At 73.3% G+C, this 11695-nt stretch carries 9 protein-coding genes and 1 pseudogene; 7 read left to right on the top strand and 3 right to left on the bottom strand.

The features are described 5' to 3' along the window. Window positions 1–499 precede the first annotated feature (499 nt). The 3 genes from ACLEQD_RS25495 to ACLEQD_RS25485 form a co-directional block, all read right to left on the bottom strand. Window positions 500–1066: a hypothetical protein gene (locus ACLEQD_RS25495; protein WP_410387525.1), complete on the bottom strand. Its 567-nt coding sequence runs from the start codon at window positions 1064–1066 to the stop codon at window positions 500–502. A 259-nt stretch (window positions 1067–1325) separates the two neighbouring features. After that, window positions 1326–2267: a hypothetical protein gene (locus ACLEQD_RS25490; RefSeq protein WP_410387523.1), complete on the bottom strand. Its 942-nt coding sequence runs from the start codon at window positions 2265–2267 to the stop codon at window positions 1326–1328. 125 nt (window positions 2268–2392) lie between these two features. Continuing rightward, entirely contained in the window at window positions 2393–3076 is a 684-nt protein-coding gene (locus ACLEQD_RS25485; RefSeq protein WP_410387521.1) for a dual specificity protein phosphatase family protein, read from the bottom strand. Here ACLEQD_RS25485 and ACLEQD_RS25480 point away from each other — a divergent pair. The 7 genes and pseudogenes from ACLEQD_RS25480 to ACLEQD_RS25450 form a co-directional block, all read left to right on the top strand. Continuing rightward, window positions 3075–4757 carry a cellulase family glycosylhydrolase gene (locus ACLEQD_RS25480; RefSeq protein WP_410387519.1) on the top strand — a complete coding sequence of 561 codons (1683 nt, stop codon included), beginning with the start codon at window positions 3075–3077 and terminating at the stop codon, window positions 4755–4757. The genes ACLEQD_RS25485 and ACLEQD_RS25480 overlap by 2 nt on opposite strands. A 105-nt stretch (window positions 4758–4862) precedes the next feature. After that, window positions 4863–5837, top strand: a complete 975-nt coding sequence (locus ACLEQD_RS25475; protein ID WP_410387517.1) for an MDR/zinc-dependent alcohol dehydrogenase-like family protein — start codon at window positions 4863–4865, stop codon at window positions 5835–5837. After that, window positions 5834–6835 carry a Gfo/Idh/MocA family protein gene (locus ACLEQD_RS25470; protein WP_410387515.1) on the top strand — a complete coding sequence of 334 codons (1002 nt, stop codon included), beginning with the start codon at window positions 5834–5836 and terminating at the stop codon, window positions 6833–6835. Before ACLEQD_RS25475 ends, ACLEQD_RS25470 begins: the two co-directional genes overlap by 4 nt. Window positions 6836–6888: 53 nt before the next feature. Then, entirely contained in the window at window positions 6889–8688 is a 1800-nt protein-coding gene (locus ACLEQD_RS25465) for an ABC transporter ATP-binding protein (RefSeq protein WP_410387513.1), read from the top strand. A gap of 330 nt (window positions 8689–9018) precedes the next feature. Continuing rightward, window positions 9019–9978 (top strand): NAD-dependent epimerase/dehydratase family protein, encoded by a 960-nt coding sequence (locus ACLEQD_RS25460; RefSeq protein ID WP_410387511.1) that lies wholly within the window; start codon window positions 9019–9021, stop codon window positions 9976–9978. Beyond that, window positions 9975–11074: pseudogene (locus ACLEQD_RS25455) on the top strand (NAD-dependent epimerase/dehydratase family protein). The gene ACLEQD_RS25460 and the pseudogene ACLEQD_RS25455 overlap by 4 nt, the downstream one beginning before the upstream one ends. Then, window positions 11049–11695 (top strand): glycosyltransferase family 4 protein (locus ACLEQD_RS25450; RefSeq protein WP_410387510.1); only part of this gene is annotated, 647 nt, incomplete at its 3' end. The pseudogene ACLEQD_RS25455 and the gene ACLEQD_RS25450, both read left to right, overlap by 26 nt.

The raw sequence follows: 11695 nt of genomic DNA, 5'->3' as shown, positions 1-11695 counted from the left end.
GCGCCATCACCCGCTCCGAGGCCAGCCGCCCGTTCCTCGGCAGCCGCCCCAGCGCAATGTCCCGCTCGAGCTGCTCTTCCACGTACGCCACGAGCCCTACCCGCACCATTCCCGCCGCCCTTCTCGCCAATGCTTCGCCCATCCAACCAGATGGGTCTGACATGGACGCGTGGGCAATCCACCCTCATCCCCTGCTGGGGCAGGGCGGCCTCGGGCCCGAAGGGGCGCGAACTGGTCCGACTGTCGGACCAGTTGGCGGGCATCGCTCCCGGCAGGGCGCCTCTGCCGTGGCCCCTTCCTGAGCCCCTGTCGGCCCCGTGCGCCCCCGTGCCGCGGGTGGCGCGAACCTGTCGGACCGCTGGACAGGCTTCTGGAGTCCGCCCCCGGCAGCGCACCTCCGCCCGTGGACCCTTCCTGGCTTCCGCCCACGTACCTCGCCGCGACACGCCACTGCTCGGTGGGACGCGCGTCCTCGTGGACATCTTCGGGGCAGGCTTCGTCAACGAACCACTGGCGAGCCGCGGAGGTCGTCGCGCAGGCGTGCGGCGTAGCGGGCCGCCGCGGCGCGCAGACGGAAGGCTTTGTCGGGGGCCGCGTCCTTCAGCGTGGTCGCGGCCAGGGTGTGATGGCCACATTGGAAGGAGAGATAGAAGCGCGGCAGCAGCGGAGACACGACGTGCCCGCTGGGGCGCTCGACGTGCGTGGCGAGCGTGGGTTCGCTCAGGTTCAGCTCCACGGCGCCGCCCACCATGTCCCAGGCCACGTCCTGACAGCCCACCAGGTCGAGCCCGGCGTGGTGGTCTACGGCGTCCGTCTTGAGGACCCGGCCAACCGGGAGGATGCGCCATTCCAATGCGTGGAGCTTGTGGTCCGTCTCCACGGGGTGGGCCGCCCGTGCGAGCGCGTCCAGCTGCGGCCTCCATGCATCCAGGGCTCGCGCGACGGCTTCGCCCATGACGTTGGCGGTGTTGTGGCGAGCCATCTCCAGCAAGAGGCTGGGAGGCGCGCCGCGTCCGGGCTCCAGCACGGGGACGGAGTGTGCGCGGAAACCGAGGTAGCGGCCCACGTGCTCCAGTAGCGCGGCGCGCTCCAGGTCGCGAGCGGGGGGCGCGAAGGCGTCAGCGCCGCCGAGCAGTCCGGCCGTCCGTGGTCGCGGGATAAGCGGCGTGCAGGCGTCAACCAGGGCTGCACGAGGAACCCGTGGCGCAGCCCTGTGACGGGAGGCGTGAGGCCGGCTTCCGCGAGCTGCCGTGCGCGGTGGACCCGGTGCTCCGTAGGGACTCCGAGGCCCGCGAAGCGGAGCAGGAAGGTTCCTCGCTTCGTGGTCAGCAGGTACTTGCGGCGCTCCTGCTGGGCGTGGACCGCCGGCCAGTCTCGTGGATCCGCGAAGGCATGGTGACGCCATGCTCCCGCACGGATGTCCTCCAGCGGCACGATGGCGGCGCCGGTGAGGTCCTCCACCCAGGCCGTGAGTCGCGCGGCACAGAGGTCGAAGCCCGCGGTGTGGCGGTGGACCCGTGTCCAACGTGCCCGGTGATGCTCAGGGGCCATGGGGCCTGGAGGGCCTGCATGGCGGTGGACCCGTGTCCAACGTGCCCGGTGATGCTCAGGGGCCATGGGGCCTGGAGGGCCTGCGTGGCTGGGGAAGAAGTGGAGCCGCTCGCGGGGCATGCCCCCCGGGCCTCCAGCACGTCCGCCACCGCGCCGAAGGAGCTGCCGGACAATCCGGGCCCTTCATCCACGATGGCCACCGCGTCGGCATGGGCCATGGCCTCCAGTTCATGCGTGAGCAGGGGGCCGGAACGCAATTGGCGCTCGAACGGTGGACCGACAGGGCGGGCGGTGATGGGCGGCGTGGATGTGCCGAGGCCTGCCGCGACGATGCATGCGAGCCCGGTGCCGATGCTGCGCACGCCCACCGCCCTTTTCGACACCGGAAGCCGCGAGGCCCGTGCGGCCTCCAGGTACAGCTCCGGGTAGAGCGCGAAGTGCGCGTAGGCCTCGGGCTCCTTGGGCGTCACGCGCGCGGGCAGTTCGCCCTGTTCAATCGATTCGAGCAGCGCGAGCGCCGCCGGGGTGGGGGCGGTTCTGCCGTCCCACGGCTGACTCATCACCCTTGCGAGCGCCTGCGGCAGGGCGAGCCAGGCCCGGCTCCCGGGGCCTGCGTCGTCCCCGCCCGTGGACTCCTCGTCCGCGTCGTCCCCGCCCGTGGACTCCGCGTCGAGCAGGCCCTGGGCCAGCACGCTGGCTTCGATGAACAGCGTCACCAGCTTCCGCGTGCTGCTCCCGTCCCGGAGGCAGCGCGGCCAGCCGCCGCAGGCGGGCTCTCCGCAGGCCGAGGACTCCGGTGGGGGCCACGGCTTGAGGATGAGCTCCGTAGACGCGCATCCCCTCAGCTTGTTCCCATGCCAGCCCTCAGATGCCGGTACGCGATGGTGCCCAGCGCTTCGAGCGTGGGCACCGACCACGGGACGCGCCCCCTTGCCTGCACGTCCCGCGTGTACGCGATGAAGGCCCCCAGTTGCTCCGGACTGGGCGACACGCAAGGGCGCCGCGTCTTGGCCAGCTCCAGCGCGGCGAGCGGCTCCATCCCCTGATCCACCAGCACGCACAACGTCAGCAGGGCGCTCCTGCCGATGCCGTGCTCGCAGTGGATGAGGACCTTCTGCTGCCTCGTCAGTCGCTCGCGGACCCACGCCACGCCGTCGTGGAGCATCCGCGACTGGATGGCGCGCATGTCCACCGTGGGCAGGTGCAGGAACGTGATGCCGTGCTCCCGCAGCACGTGCTCGTCGTCCTGGCACTCCACCCGGACATCCACCACATGACGCACGCCCAGCTTCCGGGCCAGATGCGCGGCGGCATCCATGGGATAGCTTCCGCCCACCGCCAACAGGGGCATCACCCAGTCGAGATTGAGCTCCCGCTCCTTCACGCGCATGCGCACCTCCTCCCGCTCCAGCACCTCGGGGCCGTGGAGGGAAGATAGGAGCCCGCGGTGAGGGAGGGCCGGGCGGCCTGGGGGGAACTCCGGGCGCTCGGCGCGCTGGCTGGCGTCGCGAAGGGGAGGGGACATGGCGCCTTTCACGCAGGGCTTCCGGGTGTGGCTGTGGGTCGTGCTGCTCGCGGGGTGCGCGGCCTCACGCCCACCGCCCGCCACCCCGGCTCCGCTCCAGGAGGTGGAGCGCTTCGCGCGGTTCGAGGTCGGCTTCACCGTCCCGGGCGGTGCGGGCGCCCCGGATGACGTCCCCGTGCACGCGCGCTTCGTGGCGCCCTCCGGCCGTGAGGTCGACGTGGGCGGCTTCCCCGTGACGGGCGGCGGCTTCCGCGTGCGCTTCACGCCCCAGGAGGTGGGCGAGTACCGCTACCGCGTCCAGGCTGGGGCGGTGGAGGTCGCCTCGGGCCGGTTCGTGTCCCGGCCGTCTTCGCGCCGGGGCTTCGTGCGCCGCAGCGCCGTTTCCGCGCACCACCTGGCGTGGGAGGACGGCACGCCCTTCCTGCCGCTGGGGGAGAACCGCTTCAACGTCTACGACCCCACCTGGAATTACGGCCAACAGTCCGCGACGGACTACATCGCGGGCATGGCGGCGCGCGGGATGAACACCCTGCGCATCTTCATCTTCACCGACTGCGAGCGGGAGGAGCCGGAGCCCGGCCCCCAGCCCGGCTGCCTGGAGCCGCGCCCCGGCGTCTTCGATCCGGAGGCCGCCGCCCGCTATGACGCCATCCTCGACGCCGCTGAGCGGCACGGCCTCCAGGTCATCATCACCCTCTTCGCGGTGGGCTTCACGCCGGGCGAGACGTGGAAGAGCTGGGAGGACAATCCCTACAGCACGGCGCGCGGAGGACCTGCCGCCACGCCGGACGACTTCTTCGACCGGCCGGAGCTGGCGGAGCGGCGGCTGCGCTACGTGCTCGCGCGCTTCGGTGCCTCGCCTGCCTTCCTGGCCGTGGACCTGCTCAACGAACCGGAGTGGGACGGCAACGTCGGCGAGGCGACGTGGATCCCCTGGGCGCAGAGGCTCGCGGCGACGTGGCACGCGGAGGATCCGTACGGGCACCTCGTCACGGTGGGCTCGGTGGGGCTGCACTGGAACGTCGATGGCGACGAGCGCCCCTGGTACGCGAGCCGGCAGGACGACCTCCTGCAATGGCACCTCTACGGCAAGGAGTTCTACGAGGTGCATGCGCTCGCGGCGGAGCTGACGCGCAAGGTGGCGGAGACGTGGGGCTACGACAAGCCCATCCTCCTGGGCGAGTTCGGCTACGGCGGCGAGGACCGCCGGACGTACGACCACACGCACGTGGGCATCTGGGTCACCACCTTCTGTGGCGCGGGCGTGCTCGCGCACAGCGCCCCGCCCTTCACCGAGGATTCCGACGTCCCGATGACGCCGGAGCGCGGCCGGCACTTCCGCGTGCTGGCGGACTTCCTCGGCCGCCTGCCGTCAGGCCCGCCGCTCCTGCCCATGGCGCCGCCCACCATGTCGCCCCCGGGCACGCGGGCCTGGGCCATGGGCCGTCCGGGGTTGCAGGCGCTGTGGGTGATGGGCGCGAAAGAGGGGTATGGCCAGCCCGTGTCCGGGGCACAGGTCCGCCTGCGGCTGGCGCCCGGGCAGTACCGCGTCACCTGGTGGGACGACGTGACGGGCGAGGTGCTGGGCCGCGAGCAGCGCCTGGTGATGGAGCCGGAGCTGCTGCTCGCCGTGCCCCCCTTCACCCGGCACGCGGCCGGCGTGCTGGAGGCGGTGCGCTGAAGCCCCGGTCGTGGCGCCGAGTGCACAGCGGCACCGCCCTGTCGCGCCGGGTCCCGCGTGCCGGGAGCGGTTCTAGCTTGAGGCGATTCACCGGGGAGGCAGCACATGGATGGCGCGGCGGCGGTCACGATGCGGGCGGCGGTGGTGGGCAGGCCTCGGGGCATCCGCCTGGAGCACGTGGCCCGGCCCGAGCCGGGGCCCGGCAAGGTGCGGGTGCGGCTGGAGGGCTGCGGCGTCTGCGGCTCCAACCTCCCCGTGTGGGAAGGGCGCGACTGGTTCCGCTACCCCATGCCGCCCGGCGCTCCCGGGCACGAGGGCTGGGGCGTGGTGGACGCGCTGGGCCCGGACGTCTCCGGCCTGAGGCCCGGCGACCGCGTGGCCATGCTGTCGTCCTCGGCCTTCTCGGAGTACGACCTGGCGGACGCGTCCGCCACCGTGGTGCTGCCGCCGTCGCTCGCGGGCAGGCCCTTCCCCGGCGAACCCCTGGGCTGCGCGATGAACATCTTCCGGCGCGCGGACCTCCAGCCGGGCCAGACGGTCGCCATCATCGGCATCGGCTTCCTGGGCGCGGTGGTGACGCGGCTCGCGGCCAACGCCGGCGCGCGCGTCATCGCCATCACCCGCAGGCCCTGGGCGCTGGAGGTGGCCCGCGGCCAGGGCGCCACCGAGTGCATCCCCATGGATGACCACCAGCGCATCATCGCGCGCGTGAAGGCCCTCACCGGGGGCTCCCTCTGCGACCGCGTCATCGAGGCCGTCGGCGAGCAGTGGCCGCTGGACCTCGCGGGGGAGCTGACGCGCGAGCGCGGGAAGCTCGTCATCGCGGGCTACCACCAGGACGGGCCCCGGCAGGTGAACCTGCAGCTGTGGAACTGGCGCGGGCTGGACGTCGTCAACGCCCACGAGCGCGACCCGCGGGTCTACGTCGAGGGCATGCGCCTGGCCGTGGACGCCGTCGCCTCCGGCCGGTTGGATCCGTTCCCCCTCTTCACCTCCTATCCGCTGGAGGAGCTGGACCGGGCCTTCGACGCCATGCGCACGCGCCCGGACGGCTTCCTCAAGGGGCTCGTCACCCCATGAGCGCCCTCCGGCGGGAGCTGAAGCCCCGGGTCGGCTTCCTGGGCGTGGGCTGGATTGGCCGCCACCGCATGGAGGCCCTCGTGCGCTCCGAGCAGGTCCAGGTGGTGGGCCTCTGCGACCCCTCCGCCGACGCCGCCCGCGAGGCCCAGGCCCTGGCCCCGGGCGCGCGGTGCGTCGGGTCGCTGGACGCGCTGCTCGACCTGGGGCTCGACGGGCTGGTCATCGCCACGCCCAGCGCGGTGCACGCGGAGCAGTCCCTGCGCGCCCTGGAGCGCGGCGTGTCCGTGTTCTGCCAGAAGCCCCTGGGCCGCACGGCCCCGGAGGTCCGCCGCGTGGTGGACGCGGCCCGCGCGAGGGACCGGCTCCTGGGCGTGGACCTGAGCTACCGCTTCACCACCGGCATGCGGCGGCTGCACGAGCGCATCCAGGCGGGCGCGCTGGGCCACGTCTACGCGGTGAACCTCGTGTTCCACAACGCGTACGGCCCGGACAAGCCGTGGTTCTACGACCCGAGGCAGGCGGGCGGCGGCTGCGTGATGGACCTGGGCATCCACCTGGTGGACCTGGCCCTGTGGACGCTCGGGTTTCCCGCCGTGGAGGCGGTGTCCACACGGCGCTTCGCCCAGGGGCGGCCGCTCGGCTCGCGCGAGGAGGGCGTGGAGGACTTCGCCGCCGCGCAGCTGCTCCTGGGCACGGGCGCGTGCGTGCAGCTCGCCTGCTCCTGGAAGCTGCCCGCCGGGTGCGACGCGGTCATCGAGGCGGCCTTCTACGGCACGCAGGGCGGCGCCGCGCTCCGCAACGTGGACGGCTCCTTCCACGACTTCACCGCGGACGTGTTCCAGGGCACGAAGCGCGAACGGCTGAGCGCTCCGCCCGATGCCTGGGGCGGACGGGCCGCCGTGGCGTGGGCCACTCGGCTGGCCGCAGGCGAGCGCTTCGACGCGGAGGCCGAGCGGCTCGTGGACGTGGCCGCCACGCTGGACCGCCTCTACGCCTGAGCGCCCGGGCCGGGAAGGGAAGGCGAGGGGGAGGCGGCGCGTTCCTAGCGCTCATGCAGAACCCTCCCGTCCCTTCCGCGTCGCTGTCGCGCGCGATGGCCTGGCTCAAGCCCCACCGGCGCGCCGTCGCCCTCATCCTCCTGCTGGTGCTGACGGGCTCCGCGCTGAGCGCGCTGGAGCCGCTGGTGCTCAAGCACATCTTCGACCAGCTGGACGCGCAGGGGGCCGCCCGGGCGGTGCTCCTGGGCGTCGTGGGCCTGGTGCTCATGGGGCTCGTGCGCGAGGTGCTCGCCTCCACGGCGAACTGGCTCACCTGGCGCACGCGCATCCACGTGCACTACTCGCTCAACGAGGCCACCGTCACGCGCCTGCACTCGCTGCCCCTGAGCTTCCACCGCGAGGAGGGCGTGGGCGCCATCATGACCCGGCTCGACCGCGGCATGCAGGGCTTCGTGGGCGCCATCACGGAGCTGGCCTTCAACGTGGTGCCCGCGGCGGCCTACCTGCTGCTCTCCGTCATCATCATGCTCCGGCTGGACTGGCGGCTGGCGCTGGTGGCGCTCGCGTTCACCCCCGTCCCCGTCCTCATCGCGCGCAAGGCCGCGCCCGTGCAGACCCAGCGCGAGCAGACCCTGATGGACCGCTGGGCCAGCCTCTACGCCCGCTTCAACGAGGTGCTCTCCGGCATCGTCACCGTGAAGAGCTTCGCCATGGAGGAGCGCGAGAAGCAGCGCTTCCTGCACGGCGTGCGCGAGGCCAACGCCGTCGTCGTGCGGGGCGTGGGCTACGACGGCGTGGTGAGCGGCGGCCAGAACATCGCCGTGCTGGTGGCGCGCGTGGCGTCCATCGGCATGGGCGCCCTGCTGGTGCTCAAGGGGGAAATCACCACCGGCACGCTGGTGGCGTTCCTGGGCTACATCGGAGGGCTGTTCGGTCCGGTGCAGGGCCTGAGCGGCGTGTACCGCACGCTTCGCACCGCGTCCGTGGCCATGCGCCAGGTGTTCTCCATCCTGGACGCGCAGGACCACCTGGGCGACGCGCCGGACGCGCGCGAGGTGACGGACGTGAAGGGCGAGGTGGAGTTCTCCGACATCCACTTCGCCTACCCCTCCGCCTCGGGCGAGGGCCGGCCGCTGCTGCGCGGCGTGGACCTGAAGGTGCGGCCGGGGGAGACGATTGCCCTCGTGGGGCCCAGCGGCGCGGGCAAGACGACCCTGATGAGCCTGCTGTGCCGCTTCTACGACCCCGTGCAGGGCACGGTGCGCATCGACGGTCAGGACGTGCGCTCCCTCAAGCAGCTGTCGCTGCGCCGCCACATCGGCGTGGTGCTCCAGGACAGCCTGCTCTTCAACGAGAGCGTGCGCGCGAACATCGCCTACGGCCGGCCGGAGGCCTCGCAGGAGCAGATTGAGGCCGCCGCCCGCGCCGCGCACGCGGACGGCTTCATCGGCCGGCTGCCGCAGGGCTACGACACCGTGGTGGGGGAGAAGGGCAGCCGCCTGTCCGCCGGCGAACGACAGCGCATCGCCATCGCGCGGTCGCTGCTCAAGGACCCGCCCATCCTCGTGCTGGACGAGCCCACCAGCGCGCTGGACGCGGAGAGCGAGGCGCTGGTGCAGGAGGCGCTGGGCCGCCTGATGAAGGGCCGCACCACGTTCGCCATCGCCCACCGGCTGTCCACGGTGGTGGACGCGGACCGCATCCTGGTGCTCCAGGAGGGCCGCATCGTCGAACAGGGGCGGCACGCGGAGCTCATGCGCCACGACGGCTACTACGCGTCGCTCGTGCGCCGCCAGACGCGCGGCCTGCTGCCCGAGGGCCCCGTGGCGCCCGCGACGCCGCTGTCCGCCTGAGCAAGCCCGCCTTCGCGGCCGTGGCGTGACGCCGCTTCCGGACGCACGCGGCGGCGCGCCCATGCAGGCAAGCCATCAGGGAGGGATGACCTGGACGGTGGGGTGTTTACCGTTGCCGCGGACAGGCAGCGGGCCGCGGGCGTGGACGCGGCCAGGGGCGGGAGGGCGCATGGGCCGCAAACACATCCTCATCACCGGGGGGCGCGGGCTTCATCGGCTCGCACCTGGCGGACGAGCTGCTCGCGCACGGCCACCGGGTGCGGGCGCTGGACGCCTGGTGCCGCAGGTGCACGGCCCGGACGCGAGCGCCCGGACCACCTGGCGCCGGAGGTGGAGCTCCACGTCGGGGACGTGCGCGACGCGGACGCGGTGCGCCGGGCGCTGGAGGGCGTGGACTCCGTCGTGCACCTGGCCGCGGCGGTGGGCGTGGGCCAGAGCATGTACGAGGTGGCCCACTACACGTCGGTGAACAACCAGGGCACCGCCGCGCTGCTCCAGGCCCTCATCGAGCGCCCGGTGGAGCGGCTGGTGGTGGCCTCCAGCATGAGCGTCTACGGCGAGGGGCTGTGCCTCGCGCCGGACGGCCGCACCGTGCCGGGCCCGGAGCGTTCGCTGGAGCAGTTGCAGGCCGGGGACTGGGAGCCGCGGGACGCGCGCGGCGCTCGCCTGACGCCCGTGCCCACGCCGGAGGACAAGGCGCCCGCGCTGTCGTCCGTGTACGCGCTGTCGAAGTTCGACCAGGAGCGGCTGTGCCTGCTGGTGGGCCGCGCGTACCGCATCCCCACCGTGGCGCTGCGCTTCTTCAACGTCTACGGCCCGCGCCAGGCGCTCTCCAACCCGTACACCGGCGTGCTGGCCATCTTCGCGTCGCGGCTGCTCAACGGCAACGCGCCGCTGCTCTTCGAGGACGGCCTGCAGCAGCGCGACTTCGTGAACGTGCACGACGTGGCGCAGGCCTGCCGGCTGGCGCTCCAGGTGGAGGGCGCGGCGGGGCAGGTGCTCAACGTGGGCAGCGGCCGGGCCGTCACCGTGCGCGAGGTGGCGCGCGCGGTGGGCGAGGTGATGGGCCTGGCCCGGACGCGGCCGGCGGTGACGGGGAAGTACCGCATGGGCGACATCCGTCACTGCTTCGCGGACATCACCCGCGCGCGCGAGGTGCTGGGGTACGCGCCCCGCGTGGGCTTCCAGGAGGGGCTCCTGGAGCTGTCGCGGTGGCTGGTGGGGCAGGTGGCCCAGGACCGGGCCGCCGAAGCGCGCGCGGAGCTGGACGCACGGGGGCTCACGGTATGAAGCCAGGACGCGGTGGGGAGGGGACGGTCGTCATCTTCGGGGGCGCGGGCTTCATCGGCTCCAACGTGGCGGACCACTACCTGCAAGACGGGCGGGCGGTGCGCGTGTTCGACAACGTGTCGCGCCCCGGCGTGGAGAAGAACCTGCGCTGGCTGCGCGAGCGCCACGGCGAGCGCCTGCGCATCGACGTGGCGGACACCCGCGACCTGCTCGCGGTGCGCCGGGCCCTGCGCGACGCGAGCGAGGTGTTCCACTTCGCCGCGCAGGTGGCGGTGACGCACAGCCTCCAGTCCCCGCTCCACGACTTCGACGTCAACGCGCGCGGCACGCTCCACGTCCTGGAGGCGCTGCGGGAGCTGGAGACGCCCCCGCGGCTCGTCTTCACCTCCACCAACAAGGTGTATGGCGGGCTGAAGGGGCTGGAGCTCGCGGTCCGGGGCCAGCGCTACGCGCCCATGGACGAGCGCACGCTCGCGCACGGCATCAGCGAGGCGTGCCCGCTCGACTTCGAGAGCCCCTACGGGTGCTCGAAGGGGGCGGCGGACCAGTACGTGCTGGACTACTCGCGCACCTTCGGCCTGCCGACGGTGGTGTTCCGGATGAGCTGCATCTACGGGCCCCGGCAGTTCGGCACGGAGGACCAGGGCTGGGTGGCGCACTTCCTCCTGCGGGCGCTGGAGGGCGAGCCGCTCACGCTCTACGGCGACGGCATGCAGGTGCGCGACCTGCTCTTCGTGGAGGACCTGGTGCGCGCCTTCCGGCTGGCCCAGCAGGCCATGCCGCGCATCCAGGGCCGGGCCTTCAACATCGGCGGGGGCCGGGGCAGACGGTGAGCCTGCTGGAGCTGCTGGCGCTCATCCAGCGGCGCACGGGCCGCGCGCCGCGCGTCGAGCACGAGGACTGGCGCACGGGCGACCAGCGCTACTACGTCTCCGACACGCGCGCCTTCACCCGGGCCACCGGGTGGATGCCCCGGGTGGGGGTGGAGGAGGGCGTGGCGCGGCTGGGGCGGTGGCTGGAGGAGCTGCGGGGAGGGCGGACGCGGCCGGCCATGGGGCGGGGGGAAGCGCTTGAAGCCGTCGACGTCCAGCCCTGAGGCCCCGCGGCTCGCGCCGCCGGTGCGCCGGGTGCTGATGACCGCCGACACGGTGGGCGGCGTCTGGACCTACGCGCTGGAGCTGTGCCGCGCGCTCTGTCCCAAGGGCGTGTGCGTGGAGCTGGCCACCCTGGGCGCGCCGCTGTCGCAAGCCCAGTGGCAGGAGGCCCGAGCGCTGCCCGGGCTCACGGTGCACGAAGGCACCTGGCGGCTGGAGTGGATGGACGCGCCCTGGGACGACGTGCGCGCCGCCGGCGAGTGGCTGCTGGCGCTGGAGGCCCGGCTCTCACCGGACGTGGTGCACCTCAACGGCTACTGCCACGGCGCGTGGCCCTTCCGAGCGCCGGTGCTGGTGGTGGCGCACTCGTGCGTCCTCTCCTGGTGGGAGGCGGTGAAGGGCGAGCCCGCGCCGGCCCGCTACCACCGCTACCGGGAGGAGGTGGCGAGGGGGCTCCATGCGGCGTCCGTCGTGGTGGCGCCCACGCGGGCCATGCTCGAGGCCCTGGAGCGGCACTACGGTGCCCTCCACCCGCGCGGGTGCGTCCATGGCGGGTCGCGCGCGGGCCGTCACGCCCGGCCAGGCCGAGGCCGGCGGCCCGCCTGTCCGCGCGTTTCCCGCCG

Source organism: Corallococcus sp. 4LFB (assembly GCF_046520365.1).
GTDB classification, from domain to species: Bacteria; Myxococcota; Myxococcia; order Myxococcales; family Myxococcaceae; genus Corallococcus; species Corallococcus caeni.
The sequence above is the reverse complement of the archived record's forward strand: the minus strand, read 5'-3'. Positions and strand labels throughout refer to the sequence as shown.